Source organism: Streptomyces sp. NPDC031064, assembly GCF_055570965.1.
In genome coordinates this window covers 559,029-575,430 of sequence record NZ_JBVIGF010000002.1, presented here as the reverse complement: position 1 = coordinate 575,430, position 16,402 = coordinate 559,029, and the positions used below count along the sequence as shown (strand labels likewise).

The following is a 16,402-nucleotide window of genomic DNA, read 5'->3' as shown; positions in this document are numbered from 1 at the left end:
TGGGCTGACCCATACGTCGAGCAGACAGGCTGCGAAGTGCGAATAGTTCCCCTGTCCGGACGGCGCCGCGGCAGACGCGCCGGACCGGTGAAGAAGACGACGTCAGGCATCGTCCTGGCGACAACGGCCGCCCTCCTGGGCGGCCTGGTGACGGCCGTCCCGGCGGCGGCCGATGAGCCGGGCGACAACCCGGCCAACCCCTATGAGCGCACGTTGCGCATCAGTCTGGGCGCGCAGGCGCGCAAGGACCGCTGCCAGGTCTCCCAGGCTGTCCATTACGGCGGCCCGGAGGCCAAAGCCCTGGCCAACAGCAATCTGTCCGGGCCACCCGAGGTCCTTCGCCAGGCCGCGATGTACTGGAATTACGAGCCGTCCATTCTGGCCAACCAGAAGGACGAAGATGCGGGCCGAACGTACGCCGATGCGTACCAGGCGCGTCAGATCAAGCTGAACGAGGCGAACAAGCCGTACGCCTCCACCAACTCCTTCAATGGACGGCCCTACCACGCACCGGAGTTCGGTGGGGACATCCTCACGTTCACCCTGAAGACCCAGCGCGAGCTCTACAACAAGACGGCGAAGAACCCCACCCCACGACCCGGCAAGCCGGCGCTTGACAAGGCGAAGCAGGTCTTCGACGGTCTTTCCACGCCCGACGACTCGTGGGCGACCGCGTACAAGCCCGTCGCCGGCAACGAACTTTTCGGGTTCGGAGGGAGTGAGACGGGGTCCGCGAACGACCTCGCCACGTTCCTGCGGTTCGGCGGTTTCCCGACCAAGGCGCCCGCGCCGGACTCCGCCGAGTTCCGCAATGAGGTCGAGAACCTGAAGCTCGCCTGGGCCGGCTGCGACAGCGACAACCCCATCGACCACTACCGGGCCCTGTCCGGCGTGGTCCTCCAGGCCTATACGGAATGGGAGGCGGAGTACGCGTCCCAGGCCGCACAGCGCAAGGAGATCGTCACCGCCGAGATGGCGGCGGCCAAGGAACTCCGCATCGCCGCCGACGCCATGATCGAAGCGATCCGGCAGGCTTGGCAGGCCGACCAGATTCTGTTCTGGCAGAAGCACTGGGCGGCCAACAAGGGTGCGCTCGACTATCCCAAGCCGGCCGCCTTCACCAAGGCCACCGCCGACCTGAACGCGGCCCGCGCGGCAGCGGCCGCCCAGGTGCCCATCGCCAACGGCGCGGTGACCAGGGCGAAGGCCGCCGCGGACAAGGCGGCCGCCCAGCAGACCGCCGCGTGGACGATCGCCGACCAGGCCAAACTGCCGCGCGGTCGCGGCCTGATGTACGCACAGCAGTCGGTGCAGGTCGCGAAGGCGTCGTACGCCGCCACGCAGGCCGCCGCCAAGACGGCGCTGACCGCCTCGAACGCGGCCAAGGCAACCGCCGCGGACAGCAGCGCGCTCTACGCCCTGAGCCAGACACAGGCCCACGCCCTCAACACCGAGTTCCGCAAGGCCGCCGCACAGGAGGCCGCCGCACAGGCGAAGGCCGCCGCCACGGCCGCCGACGCCCAGGCCAAGGAAGCCGCCGCCAACGCCACCAAGGCGAAGAACGCGCAGGCCACGGCCGAGGCGGCCGAGCAGACCGCGAAGGCGGGCGCGGCCGAGGCGAAGAAGCAGCGCGCCATCGCGGAGGCAGAGAAGGCCAACGCCGAGCGTGAGCGTGACCTGGCGGCCGCCGAGCGGTCGAAGGCAGCGGCCGCCGAACAGCGCGCCCAGACGGAACGGGAGGCGGCGGGACGCGCCCGCACCGCCGCGGAAACGGCGGCGGCGACGGCCGCGACGCAACGGCAGGCGGCCCAGCAGGCGGAGACCCAGGCGTACAAGGCCCGCGACCGGGCTGTGACGGCAGAACGCCAGCGGGACGCCACGGCCTCGCGAGCGGCAGCGCTGGAAGCCGCGGCCGCGGCCGCGGTCGGTACGGAGGCGGCGGCCGAGACCCGGCAGGCGGCCACCGAGGCGCGAACCGCCGCGAACGACGCTTCCGGCGCGGCGAGCCGGGCCCGTTCGGCGGCCAACGAGGCGACGACGGCAGCCGTCAATGCGCGTGCGGCGGCGACCCGGGCCGAGGGAGCGGCCGCCAGGTCACGCTCGGCCGCGAACGCCGCTTGGTCCGCCTACGAGAAGACCCGTGCGGCGGCGGCAACCGCCCACGCGGCGGCAGCCGAGGCCATCGACGCGGCGGCCGCCGCGAAGACGAACGCCGACAACGCCGAAGCGGAAGCCAAGAAGGCCCAGGCCGCGGCGATCAAGGCACGCCAGGAAGCCACGGCGGCGAAGACGGAGGCCGCGAAGACGGCCGCGTGGGCCGCGAAGACCGCGGGGTTCGCCTATGCCGCCGGGCAGGCGGCCCAGGGTGCCCGGGACGCGGCGAACGCGGTGGTCAAGGCGGCGAACGAGGCGATCACGGTCGGTTCGCCGTACCGCGAGACAGACACGTCCGCGGCGTTCGCCGTGCTGGTGGGCCAGACGTCCAAGACGCTCGCCGAGCAGCAGGCAACAGCAGCCCAGGCCAAGGCGAACGAGGCGGCGAAGGCCGCCGCGGAGGCGAAGGCCCTGGCCGACAAGGCCGCCGGCGACGCCAAGATCGCCGCCCAGGCGGCAGCGACCGCCGCCGCGGACGCGGTGAAAGCCCTTCAGTCGGTCGCAGCGGCCCGCGCTTCGGCTGCGGAAGCGGCCAAGGCGGCCGCTGCGGCAAAGGCCGCGGACGCCAGGGCCCAGGAGTACGACGCCCAGGCCGGCACGGACGCGTTCTACGCCTCGGCCGCTGCCGGCGACGCCGAGACGGCTGCCGCCCAGGCCGACCGGGAAGCCACGGACGCCGAGCGCGACGCCGCGGGCGCACGGTCCGCCGCGAGTGCGGCGGAGAAGGACGCTTCGGCCGCCCAGAGCGCGGCCACCACGGCCGAGCGGGACGCGACGACGGCCGAGACGGCCGCCGCCAACGCACAGGGCGCGGCCAAGGACGCCGACGCCGCGGCCACCCGTGCCGAGGAGGCGGAGCGTCAGCGCCTCGCCGAGCTGCGCAAGCAGCGCGCCGACGCCGGAAGCCCGGATGTGGGCCCCGCCCTGTCCCAGGATGACGAGGCCATCCTGCTGCGCCTCTGCGGCCAGGAGTGCGTGGACCAGTTCCGGGCCGCGCGGGCGCTGGCCGGCCAGGACCTCCTGGACTGGGTCAAGGCGAACGGCGGGCAGATCCTCCTCGAGTACATCGGGTGGCCGGACCTCAAGAAATGTCTGACCCAAGGTGACGTCGAAAGCTGCCTGTGGACGCTGGTCAACGTCATCGGCATGGCCCTTCCGGTCGCCAAGATCCCCGCGATCGGCAAGGCGATCCTGAAGATCAGCACGGGGGTCGTCGGGTTCTTCGAGAAGTCGGCGAAGGCCAAGCACACCCTGGACAACCTCAAGAAGCTGATCGACAAGGCGAAGAAGGAGCCCGACGCCCCGGGTTGCAAGCCGAAGTCGGCCGTCCCGGCCGTACACAGGAGCGCGACCGTCACGGCCTTCTCGTCCGCCTCGGCCTCCGCTGCTTCGGCTGCTTCGGCTGCTTCGTCGAACGATCCCGACCTGTGCGACTACGACCCGGACGAGGAGCTGCCCTTTGAGCTGCTGGAAGACATCGACAAGCGTTACGGCACGGACGTCGCGGACGGCATCGAGTACCAGTGGCGTCGGATGATGTCCTCATCGAGCGACGCGGCGGACCACCACATCCCGGGCATCGGCCGTGACATCGAAGCCATGGCCAAGTACTTCGAGAAGTGGCGCGGCAAGGCCACGCACCTGGACACCGACACGAACAACAAGGTCGCGTACGACCCCGACAAGGGGTTCGTCGTGGTCATCAAGCAGAACTACATCCACGGGCACAAGAAGTCGGAGACGGACTGGCTGCACTCGGGCCGGTACAAGGAACTGCCCAAGTAGGGCGAGGAAGAACGCAATGAGAGCACAGATCCGCGTAGTCCTCGAAGGCGAGGACTACGCAGTACGACTCGCGCCGTCACAGGCGGCCGCCATCGGCAACGCGCTCGAGACCCTCAGGAGCCGGGGCCTCGGGGACGAGGCCCTGACTGTGCAGGTGGGAGCCGACCGTGCGGAGGTCGAGGAGCTGATCCGCCGCCTGCGCGAGCTCCGCGAGGCGCCGGGGGAGCTCCGCCTGGACCTCCATCGGCTGCACGTCCTGCACAGCGCGCTCACGACGGTCGCGACGATGTTCCTCGTCAAGGGCCGGCATTTCTCGGAGGAGCCCTTCCACCACGCTGTGGGCTTCTTCCGTGAGGACGTCGACTCCCTTGCCCTGCATCTGGCGCAGGCCGTCTCGGAGACGACCCGGCCGTCGCAGGAGCCGGGGGGCGGGACGGAGGGCTGACCCGCCCCCGTGTACGACTGTGGGCCGCACCTCCCATGGAGGAGGTGCGGCCCACTGGTTCGGTCAGCCCTCGATGAAGTTCTTCAGACCCGGCACCGTCAGCGTGCCGCCGAACTGGCCCGCCTGGGTCACCTTCACGTCCGTGAAGAACGCGAAGGGAACGTTCAGCGGGGGCGGGGTCTCGGGGCTGAAGGTGATCGGGATGAGGCCGAAGAGGTTGCCCTTCAGCTCCTCCGTGTACATCGTCACCGTGCCGCCCCGGATGGTGGACTCGGAGCCCGGGCGGGAGGTCACGTGGCCCGTGTGGCCCTCGGAGTGGACCGTGAGCTGGTGGAGGTCCTTGATGTCGACCTCGCTCGCGGTGAACTTCAGGACCTTCTTGACCTTGCCGCCGTAGGTCTTGACCTCCACGATGCCGTGGTAGTCCAGGCCCCGCAGGGTGAGCCTGGTGCTCTCCAGCTTCCACGGCTCGTCGGGGAGCAGCGGGATGCCGGGCTCCAGCTCGGCGGCGGCGAGGGCCTCCGGGTCGGGGGTCGGGCAGGGGAAGCGCGGCTTGGCGCCGTCCGGGATGTCCTCGTCCTTCTTGGGGTCGAGCCCCTTGACGTCCTCGGGCAGCTCCTCGACCTCGGCGCCGGCCTTGTCGGCGGCGTCCTTGATCGCTTCCTTGGTCTTGTCGACGACCTCGTCGTCCTTCTCGGCCGGCTTCTCCGCGGGGTTGGCCGGCGGCTCCGTGGTGGGCCCGTCCGACGGGGGCGGTGTGGTCGGCGCGGCCGTGGTGGGCGCGGTGGTCGACGGGGTCGCCGCCGGCTCCTCCTTGTCGGGGCCGTCGAAGAAGTCCTTGATCGCGTCGCCGACACCCAGCGGGTCCAGGGGGTTCTTGGACTCGGTGGGGGTGGGCGTGGGGGTGGGAGTCGCGGAGGGGGTCGGGCTCGTGGCGGGCGGCTTCGTCTCGCCGGCCTTCGGCTCGGTGGTCTCCTTCTGCGTCTCGCTCGCGGACGGGCTGGCGCCGGGTATCGGCTCCTTCTCCTCGTCCGCCCCCGGGGTCTCGGTCGCGCTCTGCGACGGCTTGGGCGTCGGGGACTCGGTCTCCTTCGGCTTCTCCGACTCCGACGGCTCGTCGGACCGCGTCACGCACGGACCGGGCGCGAAGGGGATGTCCTTCTCGTCGGCGAGGGCGAGCTTGGGCGTCATACCGAGACCGACGAGTACGGCGGTGGGCATCGCGGCCAGGGCCATCGCCTTGCCCGCCGGTGCCTGAAGCTTGGTCAGCAGCGACTTCCTGGGGGCCGCGTGACGCGGCCCCTTTCTGATCGCCGGCTGAGTTTCGTCACCCCGCACTGTTCCTCCCGCCGTTGGCGTCGATCGTGCTGTCGGTCGCGTTGCTCTGCGGGGTCACGGCCGACAGTTCGTCGGCTCGCTCACCGTCGCGTTCGGGCGCTTCTGCTTCCTCGGCCGTTTCCTTCGCCGGTTCACCGGGCGCCCACGAGGCTGACAGGGCGCCACCTATCAGGGCGAACAGGAAACCGATGAGGAACCCTCCGATGTTGGCCACCGGCAGGGACACGAGCGCCAGGACGATCGCGGCGACACCCGCGAAGACCCGGACGACGGAGTGGAACCACATCGTCAGGCCCAGGGTGACCAGCAGGACGCCGATGATCAGCGAACCCGCGCCGGCCGTGGTGGCCATGGCGATCGTCATGTTGCCGAGTCGGAGGTCGGCGTACGGCAGATAGGCGATCGGCAGACCACCGATCATGGTGAACAGACCGCCCCAGAAAGGCCGGTTGCCCCGCCACGCCCGGAAGCGCAGCCGCCAGTAGGTGAATCCGCGGGAACCAGTGGACTCGGCGCTCATGGAAAACAGCTCCCTGGAAGCGGTGGTGCTGAGAAGATTGGTGAAAAGTCGCGACAAGGACCCGAACGGGCGGGGCCGCGGCACGCGCGGCTCCGGCCCGCCCGGCGAGCACTAGTCGGAGAAGCACTCCTTGGTGCCCTTGTGCAGCTTCAGGCTGAGGTCGGGCAGCCGGAAGGTGCCCGCCGTGGTCGCCCAGGCCTTCTGCTCGACGTTCGTGAGCTTCGCGGTCTTCGCGCGCTGCGCGAAGCCGTTCTTGTTGGCCTCGGTGCCGGGCTGGATGCCCGGGTCCTTCAGCGCACCGGCGGCCACACCGATGTCGATGTTGCCGAACTCGGCGTCGGCGTCGAGTGCCGAGACATCCAGGTAGATGTCCTTGGCGTAGACCTGCTGGTCCTTGTCGCCGTTCTTCGCCGCTGCGGAGTTACCCGCCCGCAGCTCCAGGCTGACGTTGCCGAGGAACGGCACCGGCGTCACCACGGACTGGCACATGTCCGTGATGTAGGCCTCGCTGAAGCCCGAGACCGCCACGGGCTCCCAGAAGCCCTTGCCCTCGAGGTCCTTGCCCTTGACGATGCTGCCGTACTGGACGAAGTCGGTGCCCTCGAGGCTCTTCGCCTTAACCTTGAACTCCTGGCCGGAGATGCTGAACGACGCCGCCAGCGCTCCCTGGGCCAGGCCGATGCCTATCGCGGCCGTCGCGGCCACGCTCGGCACCATGACAACGGCGAACCGCTTCCATCTGGTCCCACCGCGAACCTGGGACTTCATAGATTTCCTCCTTCTCGGACGTACATCTCCGGAGGGGCCGAAGCCCGTCCTGGGATGGGAGAAGTGCTACGTCCTCGGGAAGGAGAGCGCCCGTGGATCAGGCGCGAGCCGCGTCCGGATCACCGGCGATCACCCCCGAGCGACAACCACTGGCCACGCCTTCGCGCAACCCTGCTTGGACAGGCCCTGCCGGATGGGCAGGAACCCCCCTGTCCGGGGCCGGCGGTCAGGTGTGCCGGCCCACTCGGTGGGGACCCGCTCCCGTGCGGCGCGGCTGGTTGCCGGGCTGGTACGGGATTGGACCGAGCGTGGCCGATCGTGGTCCATTCACGGCTTCGACACAAGGGCCGTCGTTACCCACTAGTAACGGGTGGATAACCAGGCCACGACGGGGTGATGTCGGGCGGGCACTCAGGGTGCTACCCGCCGGTTCGACAGAAGCGGATTTCATCGGCAAAAGCCGGACATAAAGAAGGTGTTGATTTACTGCAAGTAACAGCGGCCGTGTTTACCAAACTTTGGTAAAGCACGGCCGCGTTTTGTCACTGTGTCGCCAAATCGCCGACGCTCCCGCCAGGGAGCCGGCGCGTCAGAACAGCACCCTCGCCAGCGCCGCACGGGCCTTGATCACGCGCGGGTCCTCGGGACCGATCACCTCGAAGAGCTCCAGCAGCCGCAGCCGCGCCGCGTCCCGGTCGTCACCCGCCGTACGGCTCACCGTGTCGACGAGCCGGCCGAACGCGTCCTCCACGTGCCCGCCCACCAGGTCCAGGTCGGCGGCGGCGAGCTGGGCCTGGACGTCCGCCGGGGCGTCCGCCGCGTTCTTGCGGACCGCCTGCGGGTCCATGCCCTGGACCCGGGAGAGCAGTTCCGCCTGGGCGAGGCCGAGCTTGGCCTCGGTGTTGCCCGGGTCGTCGACCAGGACGTTCTTGTACGCCTGGATCGCGCCCCCGAGGTCGTTGGCGTCCAGCGCGCGCGCCGCCGCCTCCAGCAGACCGTCGTACGGGCCGGCCGGCTGCGCCGGGGCCGCGGCGGAACCGGCGGCGGCGTCCGCGTCGACCGTGATGCCGGTGAGGCCGAACCGCTCCTCGCCGACCTGGATGAGCTGGTCCAGGGTCTGCCGGATCTGCGCCTCGGGCGCCGCGCCCTGGAAGAGGGGCAGCGGCTGGCCGGCCACGACCGCGAAGACGGCCGGGATCCCCTGGACCCCGAACTGCTGCGTCAGCATCTGGTTGGCGTCGACGTCGATCTTGGCGAGCACGAACCGGCCGTTGTACTCGACGGCCAGCCGCTCCAGCAGCGGACCGAGCTGCTTGCACGGCTCGCACCACTCGGCCCAGAAGTCGATGACGACCGGGACCTCGGTGGAACGCTGGAGGATGTCGCGCTCGAACCCCGCCTCGTCGACGTCGATCACCAGGGCCGACGGGGGCACCGCTCCGCCGCCGCCCCGCCGGGCGGCCTCGGCGCGTGCCTGCTCCGCCTTCGCCTTGGCCTCTCCGGCCGCCTTCACCGCGGCGAGGTCGACGACGCCGCTCATGGACATGTTCCTAGGCTGCATGGGTACATCCTCCCCCTTCCGCGCGCGTAACCGGTAAGCCATGGCCGAACCGGTGGCCCCACGGCCGAACCGCGCCCGCCCGCGCGCCCCCCGCCGGTGTGCGGGGCGTACGGACGTACGCGATCCAGCAGATGTTTTCGGCGCCGGGTCCCCACCCTGGCGCCAGTGGTTGTCGCTCGGGCCGCTCAAAGCCTTTCGCTACGGGTCGTAGCGTAACCCCGATCCCTCCCGCCGGGGACCCGCACCCCCCGGTGAACTGCCTCACACGTACGGACCGGTAACACCGGGCGTACTCGCCGGTATGGTCGAGCGTCATGTGCAGCAGCTCCACCTCCCCCCGCGGCCGTACCGGCGGCCGCCCCCGCTCGGCGGCGGCCGACGCCGCGATACTGGAGGCGACCCGGGCGGCCCTGGTCGAGCTGGGCTGGTCCAAGCTGACGATGGGGGACGTCGCCGGCCGCGCCGGAGTCGCCAAGACGACCCTGTACCGGCGCTGGGCGAGCAAGAACGAACTCGTCGTGGACGCCGTCGCCGTCCTCTTCGACGAACTCGAACTCCCCGACCGCGGCAGTCTCATGGCCGACATCGAAGGCGTGGTGCTCCAGTTCGCGGCGCTGCTGGAGCGGCCCGAGACCAAGACGGCGCTCATGGCCGTGATCGCCGAGTCCACCCGCGACGAACCGCTGCGCGAGCGGATCCGCACCTCCATCGTGGACCGGCAGAAGCGACTCGTCCTGGCGGGCCGGCGGCGCGCCCAGGCCCGCGGGGAACTGCCCGCGAACCCGGCGTCCACCACCGGCACCGACGACCTGATCTTCGACGTGATCGCGGGCGCCGTGGTCCACCGGGCGCTGGTGAGCGCCGAACCCGTGGACACCCAGTGGGTCCAGCGCTTCACCGCCCTGCTGCTGGGCGGCCTGGGGGCGGCGGCTCAGACCTGACGGCGCGCTTTTGGCAGGGTGTGCCGTATGAGCGCAGCGAAGGTCCTGGTCGTGGACGACGATCCGGAGGTACGGGCGGCCGTCGAGGACGGCCTGGCCGTGGAGGGGTACGAGGTCCGGGGCGCGGCGGACGGTCTGGCGGCGCTGTCGGAGGTGGCCGGCCGGCAGCCGGACGTGATCGTGCTGGACGTGATGATGCCGGTGCTGGACGGGCTGGCGGTGTGCCGGCGGCTCCGCGCGCTCGGCGACCGTACGCCGGTCATCGTGCTGACCGCGCTGGACTCGGTGAGCGAACGGGTCGACGGGCTGGACGCGGGCGCCGACGACTACCTGGTGAAGCCGTTCGCCCTGGACGAGCTGACCGCGCGGGTACGCGCGCTGCTGCGGCGGTCGGCGCCGGAGCCGGCCGGGCCGGAGGCCGAACTGTCCTTCGCGGACCTCGTGGTGGATCCCGCCACCCGGACCGGCACCCGGGCCGGGCGGCCCCTGGTCTTCAGCCGTACCGAGTTCGCCCTGCTGGACCTGCTGCTGCGCCACCCGCGCCAGGTGCTGCCCCGGGAGCTGATCCTGGAGCGGGTGTGGGGCCGGGACTTCGGGCCGGACTCCAACTCGCTGGCCGTGTACGTCGGCTACCTGCGCCGCAAACTGGAGGCGGCCGGCGAACCGCGCCTGGTCCACACGGTGCACGGCGTCGGATACCGGCTGGACGAGTCGTGAGCGCGGCGCGGTGGCGGAGGCGGCGGCCGCTGCGTACGCGGCTGGCGGTGGCGGCGTCGGCGGCGGTCGCGCTGGTCGCGGTGGGCGTGTGCACGGCGGCGTTCTTCGTCATCCGGTACGCGATGTACCACCAACTGGACCTGAACCTCACCCAGTCGGCGACCCTGGTGAACCAGCGGTACAAGGGCGAGCCGCCCGGTGTGCTGGCCGGCGAGTGCCGGTTCCTGGCGGCGCCCGCGTGCGCGCAGATCGTCCTGGCGCAACCGGCCCGGGCGCAGGGCGACCCCCCGGAGCGGTACGTCCTGCCGGTCACCGCGCCGGTACGGGAGGTCGCGGCGGGGCGGCGGGCGGCGTACTTCAGCAACGTCACGCTGGACGGGCGGTATCCGGGGCGGATGCTCACCACCCCGTTCGGCGAGGGCAAGGCCCTCCAGGTGGCTTTGCGCGCCGACACGGTGGCCCACGGCGTGCGGCAGGCGGCCGGGCTGCTCGCCGGGGCGGGCGGCGCCGGGGTGCTGCTGGCGGCGGCCCTGGGCTACGGCGTGTCCCGGGCCGGGCTGGCCCCGGTCGCCCGGCTCACCGCCACCGCCGAGCGGATCGCCTCGACCCGCGACCCACGGCACCGCATCGAACTGCCGGAGGGTCCGCCCGGCCGGGAGGACGAGGTGACGCGGCTGGCCGCCACGTTCAACGCGATGCTGGACGAGCTGGAGCGGTCGGTGACCGCGCAGCGCCGGCTGGTCGCGGACGCCTCGCACGAGCTGCGCACCCCGCTCACCGCCCTCAGGACCAACGCCGAGCTGCTGGCCCGCGCCGACCGGCTCTCCCCGGCGCAGCGCGAGCGGGCGTCGGCCGCGCTGGGCCGCCAGGTGCGCGAGGTGACCGGCCTGGTGGGCGACCTGATCGAGCTGGCCCGGGACGAGGAGCCGCGGCCCCTGGTGGAGGAGGTGCGCCCGGCGGCGCTGCTGGAGCACGCGGTGGCCACCGCCCGTACGCACTGGCCCCAGGTGGCCTTCACGCTCCGGACGGACGACGCCGGGGCGGCCCTGACCCTGCCGGGTGTGCCCGCCCGGTTGTCCCGGCTGCTGACCAACCTGCTGGACAACGCCGCCAAGTTCAGTCCGCCCGGCGGGGCGCCCGTCGAAGTGGAGCTGAGCGGCCGGGAGCTGACCGTCCGGGACCACGGCCCCGGTATCGCGCCGGACGACCTGCCGTACGTCTTCGACCGCTTCTACCGTGCCGAAGCGGCGCGCGCCCTGCCCGGTTCGGGCCTCGGCCTGGCGATGGCCCGCCAGATCGCCCGGGCGCACGGCGCGGAGCTCACCGCCGGGAACGCGCCCGGCGGTGGCGCCCTGTTCCGTCTGACGCTCCCTACAGGGGCCGGTACATGACGTGCAGCCCGACGTACCCTTCCGTGGGGTGCTTGAACGCGTCCGGGACCGTGCCGACGATCCCGAAGCCGATCCCCTCGTACAGCCGTACCGCGTGGACGTTGGTCTCCACGACCGCGTTGAACTGCATGCCCCGGAAGCCGGCCTCCCGTGCCCACTCCAGCGTGTACTCGACGAGGGCCCGGCCCACGCCCCGGCCGCCGTACGCCGGGTCGGTCATGTAGCTGGCGCTGGCGATGTGCGCGCCGTTGCCGCCCTGGTTGCGGTTCATCTTCGCCGTGCCGAGGACGGTGCCGGTCCCGTCGTCGACGGCGACCACCGTACGGTTCGGCGCGGCGAGCAGCCACCAGTCGCGGCCCTCCTCCTGCCCCAGGTCGAGCGGGTAGGTGAAGGTGTCACCGGCGGCGACGATCCGGTGGAAGAACGGCCAGATGGCGGGCCAGTCGTCCGCGGTGGCTTCCCTGATGCTGATCTTCATCGGCCCAGCATGCCCTTCCCGGGCCTGGCGCGCGCCGCCGGGGCCCGTACGAACCGCTCGGGTGGCCCCTCCTCCGGGGGCAGCAGCCCGGCCCGTACGAGCGCGGCGCGGCCGGCCATCTCGCCGGCCTGCCGGAAGGCCCGCTCGGAGGAGTCGACCTCGTGGTGGCGCCCGTGGGTGAGCAGGACGGCGGCGGCGGTGCCGCCGAGGCCCTCCTGGACGCCCTCCCACAGGGCGTGCGCGTACTCGGGCGGCAGCAGTCGCGCCGGGACCAGGTTGAGGAACTCGCTCTCCCCGTCCGGTCCCGGCGGCTCGAAGTCCGCGTCGAACAGAGCGAACGGCCCGCAGGCGCCCACGTACCAGTAGCGGACGGCCACGCCGGGGACCGGTACGGGGAGGACTGTCATACGCCCAGCCTAGAAGCCCGGCGGCTCGGTGTACGTGCCCCACTCGTCCCGCAGGGCGTCGCAGATCTCGCCGAGCGTGGCCTCCGCCCGCACGGCGTCCAGCATGGGCCCGATCATGTTGGACCCGTCCCGCGCGGCGGCCAGCATCCCGTCCAGGGCGGCCCGCACGCGGGCGTCGTCGCGGCGCGCCTTGCGCTCGCCGAGGACCCGGACCTGCTCCCACTCGACCTCGTGGCTGACCCGGAGGATCTCCAGGTCGCCGGTGACCGAGCCGTGGTGGCAGTTGACGCCGACGACCCGCTTGTCGCCCTTCTCCAGGGCCTGCTGGTAGCGGAAGGCGGATTCGGCGATCTCGCCGGTGAACCAGCCGTCCTCGATGCCGCGCAGGATGCCGGAGGTGATGGGCCCGATGGGGTGCTGCCCGTCGGGGTGGGCGCGCAGGCCCCGCTCCTTTATCCGGTCGAAGATCTTCTCGGCGTCGGCCTCGATGCGGTCGGTGAGCTGCTCGACGTACCAGGAACCGCCCAGCGGGTCGGCGACGTTGGCGACGCCGGTCTCCTCCATCAGCACCTGCTGGGTGCGCAGGGCGATCTCGGCGGCCTGCTCGCTGGGCAGGGCGAGGGTCTCGTCGAGGGCGTTGGTGTGCAGGGAGTTGGTACCGCCGAGGACGGCCGCGAGGGCCTCGACGGCCGTGCGGACGACGTTGTTGTACGGCTGCTGGGCGGTGAGCGAGACGCCCGCGGTCTGGGTGTGGAACCGCAGCCACTGCGCCTTGTCCGTCTTCGCGCCGTACACCTCCTTCATCCAGCGGGCCCAGATGCGGCGGGCGGCGCGGAACTTGGCGATCTCCTCGAAGAAGTCGACGTGCGCGTCGAAGAAGAACGACAGGCCGGGCGCGAAGACGTCCACGTCCAGGCCGCGGCTCAGGCCCAGTTCGACGTACCCGAAGCCGTCGGCGAGGGTGTACGCCAGCTCCTGCGCCGCCGTCGCGCCCGCCTCGCGGATGTGGTAGCCGGAGACCGAGAGCGGCTTGTACGCCGGGATGTTGCGGGCGCAGTGCTCCATCAGGTCGCCGATGAGCCGGAGGTGGGGCTCGGGCTGGAAGAGCCACTCCTTCTGGGCGATGTACTCCTTGAAGATGTCCGTCTGGAGGGTGCCGTTGAGGACGCCCGGGTCGACGCCCTGCCGTTCGGCGGCGACGAGGTACATGCAGAAGACGGGCACGGCCGGACCGGAGATGGTCATGGACGTGGTGACGTCGCCGAGGGGGATGTCCTTGAAGAGGACCTCCATGTCGGCGGCGGAGTCGATGGCGACGCCGCAGTGGCCGACCTCGCCCAGCGAGCGCGGGTCGTCGGAGTCGCGGCCCATGAGGGTCGGCATGTCGAAGGCGACGGACAGGCCGCCGCCGCCGTTGCCGAGGATCATCTTGTAGCGCTCGTTGGTCTGCTCGGCGTTGCCGAAGCCGGCGAACTGGCGGATGGTCCAGGTGCGGCCCCGGTAGCCCGTCGGGTACAGGCCACGGGTGAAGGGGTACTCACCGGGCCAGCCGATCCGCTCGAAGCCGTCGTAGGTGTCCCCGGGCCGGGGCCCGTAGACGGGCTCCACGGGGTCGCCGGAGAGCGTGGTGAAGTCGGCGTCGCGCTTGTGGGCGGCGTCGTAGCGGGCCTGCCAGCGTCGGCGGCCTTCCTCGATGGCGTCAGCGTCCATACCTTCGAATTTACTAGGACGTCCTAGTAAATGTCGATGGCCGACGGCCGTACGCGTGGCGTACGGCCGTGGGCGTCAGGCCTTGGCGACCGCCGGGGAGGCGTCCGCGAGCAGCGGCTCCACGTCCTGGACGACCTTGCGCTCGACGAAGAAGGCGGCGAAGGGGATCGTCCCGGAGAGCAGGACCCACAGGAGCTTGCCGAACTTCCACCGGGCCTTGGAGCCCAGGTCGAAGGCGAAGATCAGGTAGATGATGTAGAGGACGCCGTGGGCCTGGGAGACCATGAAGGTCACGTCCTCGCCCGTGTCGAACCCGTACTTGAACACCATGCACGTGCAGAGCACGAGCAGCATGACGGCGGTCACATAGGCCATGACCCGGTAGCGGGTCAGCACGCTCCTCTTCATGACGTCGAGCGTAACGTCACGTTCCGGGCGATCTTCGCGCGGGGACCCCCCGTAGGCGAGGGGGGTCACTTCTCCTCGAAGTCGTGCGCCGCGATCCGCAGCGGCCGCAGCATCGCGAAGATCTCCGCGCACTCCTCGGCGTCGTACACGCCCAGGCCGAAGTCCATCGCCATCAGGTCCGCCGTCGCCGCCTCGACGACCTCGCGGCCCTTGTCGGTGATGGAGGCGAGGGTGCCGCGCCCGTCGTTGGGGTTGGGGCGCTTGGCCACCAGGCCGGACTTCACCAGGCGGTCGACCGTGTTGGTCACGGACGTGGGGTGGACCATCAGCCGCTCGCCGATCTTGGACATCGGCAGCTCGCCCTCCTTGGAGAAGGTGAGCAGCACCAGCGCCTCGTACCGGGCGAAGGTCAGCCCGTAGGGCTTGACCACCGCGTCGACCTCCGCGAGCAGGATCTGGTGCGCGCGCATGATCGAGGTGATGGCGGCCATGGAGGGGACGGGCCCCCAGCGGCGCTGCCAGAGCTCGTCGGCACGGGCGATGGGGTCGAAGGGGAGACTGAGCGGTTTCGGCACGTCGTCGACCTTACCGACTGGTCACATGCTGGTCAGCCCCGTCTCGCTGTTCGGTCCTCCACCGTGACGGCGCGGTGTCGCAGCACGGCACCCAGTGACCGTTATGTAACGATTGCCCGGTCTGTTAGTCCGCCGCTCACAGCCATACGAGGGGGCTGGATGTCCGGCCACGGATCGTTCCGCGTACGCACCACCCTGCTCCTGGCCGCCGCGCTGGCCGCCACCGCGCTGACCGCCACCGGCTGCGCGCCCGGCGGCACGGGCGGCGCCCGGGGCGAGGAGGGCTCCGCCCAGGAGCCCGTGGGCCGCAGCGCACCCGCCAACGGCTCGCCGTTCTGGGTGGACCCCGACAGCGCCGCCGCCCGCCAGGTCAAGGCGTACCAGGCGCAGGGCCGCACCGAGGAGGCCAAGCTCCTGCGGCGGATCTCCGAACGGCCCACCGCCCTGTGGCCCGCCTGGAACAACACCACGGCCGACATCCTGCGGGCCGTGCGCGACGCGGCGCCGAAGAACAAGACGGTCGTCCTCGTCGCGTACAACATCCCCCACCGCGACTGCGGCCTGTACTCGGCGGGCGGCGCGGCGAGCGCGGAGGCGTACCGGGAGTGGATCGGCTCGTTCGCCGAGGCCATCGGGAACGCGCCCGCCATCGTCGTCCTGGAGCCGGACGCCGTGCCGCACGTGGTGGACGGCTGCACGCCCGCCCAGCACCACGAGGAGCGCTACCGGCTGCTCTCCGAGGCGGTGGACCGGCTCAAGCGCCAGCCGCACACCAAGGTGTACCTGGACGCGGGCAACCCGGCGTGGATCAAGGACCCGGGTCAACTGGTGGAGCCGCTGCGGCGGGCCGGCGTGGGCAGGGCGGACGGCTTCGCGCTGAACACGTCGAACTTCCAGACCACGCCGACGGTCACCAACTTCGGCACGGAGCTGTCCGGGCTCCTGGACGGCGCCCACTTCGTCGTCGACACCAGCCGCAACGGCGCGGGACCGCTCCCGGGCGACGGCGAGGAGGCCTGGTGCAACCCGCCGGGGCGGGCGCTGGGCACGCCGCCGACCGAGCACACGGGCGACGAGCGGGTGGACGCCTACCTGTGGGTGAAGCGTCCGGGCGAGTCGGACGGCACCTGCCGGGGCGGACCGGCGGCCGGGACCTGGTGGCCGGAGTACGCGCTGGGCCTGGCGAGCCGGGCCAAGGGCTGAC

At 71.5% G+C, this 16,402-nt stretch carries 15 protein-coding genes; 6 read left to right on the top strand and 9 right to left on the bottom strand.

Annotated elements, in window-relative coordinates; translation table 11 throughout:
- Positions 1-87 precede the first annotated feature (87 nt).
- Together ACZ46W_RS09370 and ACZ46W_RS09365 are read left to right on the top strand one after the other, a co-directional pair.
- Positions 88-3,939: a hypothetical protein gene (locus ACZ46W_RS09370; protein ID WP_468333851.1), complete on the top strand. Its 3,852-nt coding sequence runs from the start codon at positions 88-90 to the stop codon at positions 3,937-3,939.
- Positions 3,940-3,955: 16 nt separating this feature from the next.
- On the top strand, positions 3,956-4,384 hold the full coding sequence (locus ACZ46W_RS09365) for a hypothetical protein (protein WP_468333848.1): 429 nt from the start codon (positions 3,956-3,958) through the stop codon (positions 4,382-4,384).
- 63 nt (positions 4,385-4,447) lie between these two features.
- On the opposite strand, the gene ACZ46W_RS09360 is transcribed toward ACZ46W_RS09365, so the two are convergent.
- The 4 genes from ACZ46W_RS09360 to ACZ46W_RS09345 all read right to left on the bottom strand — a co-directional run bounded on the left by ACZ46W_RS09360 (position 4,448) and on the right by ACZ46W_RS09345 (position 8,571).
- On the bottom strand, positions 4,448-5,722 hold the full coding sequence (locus tag ACZ46W_RS09360; RefSeq protein ID WP_468333846.1) for a hypothetical protein: 1,275 nt from the start codon (positions 5,720-5,722) through the stop codon (positions 4,448-4,450).
- On the bottom strand, positions 5,712-6,242 hold the full coding sequence (locus ACZ46W_RS09355; protein WP_468333843.1) for a DUF6114 domain-containing protein: 531 nt from the start codon (positions 6,240-6,242) through the stop codon (positions 5,712-5,714). The genes ACZ46W_RS09360 and ACZ46W_RS09355 overlap by 11 nt, the downstream gene beginning before the upstream one ends.
- Before the next feature lie 111 nt (positions 6,243-6,353).
- Entirely contained in the window at positions 6,354-7,010 is a 657-nt protein-coding gene (locus tag ACZ46W_RS09350) for a DUF6230 family protein (protein ID WP_468333840.1), read from the bottom strand.
- A gap of 589 nt (positions 7,011-7,599) precedes the next feature.
- Entirely contained in the window at positions 7,600-8,571 is a 972-nt protein-coding gene (locus ACZ46W_RS09345; RefSeq protein ID WP_468333837.1) for a tetratricopeptide repeat protein, read from the bottom strand.
- A gap of 314 nt (positions 8,572-8,885) precedes the next feature.
- On the opposite strand from ACZ46W_RS09345, the gene ACZ46W_RS09340 reads away from it, so the two are divergent.
- From ACZ46W_RS09340 to ACZ46W_RS09330, 3 genes are read left to right on the top strand one after another with little or no spacing between them, the layout of a single operon-like run.
- Positions 8,886-9,512 carry a TetR/AcrR family transcriptional regulator gene (locus ACZ46W_RS09340; RefSeq protein ID WP_468333834.1) on the top strand — a complete coding sequence of 209 codons (627 nt, stop codon included), beginning with the start codon at positions 8,886-8,888 and terminating at the stop codon, positions 9,510-9,512.
- Positions 9,513-9,539: 27 nt separating this feature from the next.
- Positions 9,540-10,229, top strand: a complete 690-nt coding sequence (locus ACZ46W_RS09335; RefSeq protein ID WP_468333831.1) for a response regulator transcription factor — start codon at positions 9,540-9,542, stop codon at positions 10,227-10,229.
- Positions 10,226-11,620 carry a sensor histidine kinase gene (locus tag ACZ46W_RS09330; protein ID WP_468333828.1) on the top strand — a complete coding sequence of 465 codons (1,395 nt, stop codon included), beginning with the start codon at positions 10,226-10,228 and terminating at the stop codon, positions 11,618-11,620. The genes ACZ46W_RS09335 and ACZ46W_RS09330 overlap by 4 nt, the downstream gene beginning before the upstream one ends.
- Here the strand turns inward: ACZ46W_RS09330 and ACZ46W_RS09325 are convergent.
- The 5 genes from ACZ46W_RS09325 to ACZ46W_RS09305 form a co-directional block, all read right to left on the bottom strand.
- On the bottom strand, positions 11,601-12,092 hold the full coding sequence (locus ACZ46W_RS09325) for a GNAT family N-acetyltransferase (protein WP_468334717.1): 492 nt from the start codon (positions 12,090-12,092) through the stop codon (positions 11,601-11,603). The genes ACZ46W_RS09330 and ACZ46W_RS09325 overlap by 20 nt on opposite strands.
- 2 nt (positions 12,093-12,094) lie before the next feature.
- Positions 12,095-12,505 carry a hypothetical protein gene (locus ACZ46W_RS09320; protein WP_468333825.1) on the bottom strand — a complete coding sequence of 137 codons (411 nt, stop codon included), beginning with the start codon at positions 12,503-12,505 and terminating at the stop codon, positions 12,095-12,097.
- 9 nt (positions 12,506-12,514) lie between these two features.
- On the bottom strand, positions 12,515-14,215 hold the full coding sequence (locus ACZ46W_RS09315) for an acyl-CoA mutase large subunit family protein (protein ID WP_468333822.1): 1,701 nt from the start codon (positions 14,213-14,215) through the stop codon (positions 12,515-12,517).
- Between the two features lie 75 nt (positions 14,216-14,290).
- Positions 14,291-14,623, bottom strand: coding sequence for a DUF3817 domain-containing protein (locus tag ACZ46W_RS09310; protein WP_468333819.1), 333 nt, complete (start codon positions 14,621-14,623; stop codon positions 14,291-14,293).
- Positions 14,624-14,688: 65 nt separating this feature from the next.
- Positions 14,689-15,198, bottom strand: a complete 510-nt coding sequence (locus ACZ46W_RS09305) for a MarR family winged helix-turn-helix transcriptional regulator (RefSeq protein ID WP_351809673.1) — start codon at positions 15,196-15,198, stop codon at positions 14,689-14,691.
- Positions 15,199-15,357: 159 nt separating this feature from the next.
- Between ACZ46W_RS09305 and ACZ46W_RS09300 the strand changes: the two genes are divergently transcribed.
- The gene (locus ACZ46W_RS09300) at positions 15,358-16,401 is read left to right on the top strand and encodes a glycoside hydrolase family 6 protein (RefSeq protein WP_468333816.1); all 1,044 of its coding nucleotides are present in this window, start codon (positions 15,358-15,360) and stop codon (positions 16,399-16,401) included.
- Position 16,402: the final 1 nt, after the last annotated feature.

What these genes read in the sequence shown, in the direction of transcription:
- ACZ46W_RS09365 (WP_468333848.1), top strand. Translation starts at nt 3,956, where the DNA reads ATGAGAGCACAGATCCGCGTAGTCCTCGAAGGCGAGGACTACGCAGTA.
- ACZ46W_RS09355 (WP_468333843.1), bottom strand. Translation starts at nt 6,242, where the DNA reads ATGAGCGCCGAGTCCACTGGTTCCCGCGGATTCACCTACTGGCGGCTG.
- ACZ46W_RS09350 (WP_468333840.1), bottom strand. Translation starts at nt 7,010, where the DNA reads ATGAAGTCCCAGGTTCGCGGTGGGACCAGATGGAAGCGGTTCGCCGTT.
- ACZ46W_RS09345 (WP_468333837.1), bottom strand. Translation starts at nt 8,571, where the DNA reads ATGCAGCCTAGGAACATGTCCATGAGCGGCGTCGTCGACCTCGCCGCG.
- ACZ46W_RS09340 (WP_468333834.1), top strand. Translation starts at nt 8,886, where the DNA reads ATGTGCAGCAGCTCCACCTCCCCCCGCGGCCGTACCGGCGGCCGCCCC.
- ACZ46W_RS09335 (WP_468333831.1), top strand. Translation starts at nt 9,540, where the DNA reads ATGAGCGCAGCGAAGGTCCTGGTCGTGGACGACGATCCGGAGGTACGG.
- ACZ46W_RS09320 (WP_468333825.1), bottom strand. Translation starts at nt 12,505, where the DNA reads ATGACAGTCCTCCCCGTACCGGTCCCCGGCGTGGCCGTCCGCTACTGG.
- ACZ46W_RS09315 (WP_468333822.1), bottom strand. Translation starts at nt 14,215, where the DNA reads ATGGACGCTGACGCCATCGAGGAAGGCCGCCGACGCTGGCAGGCCCGC.
- ACZ46W_RS09310 (WP_468333819.1), bottom strand. Translation starts at nt 14,623, where the DNA reads ATGAAGAGGAGCGTGCTGACCCGCTACCGGGTCATGGCCTATGTGACC.
- ACZ46W_RS09300 (WP_468333816.1), top strand. Translation starts at nt 15,358, where the DNA reads ATGTCCGGCCACGGATCGTTCCGCGTACGCACCACCCTGCTCCTGGCC.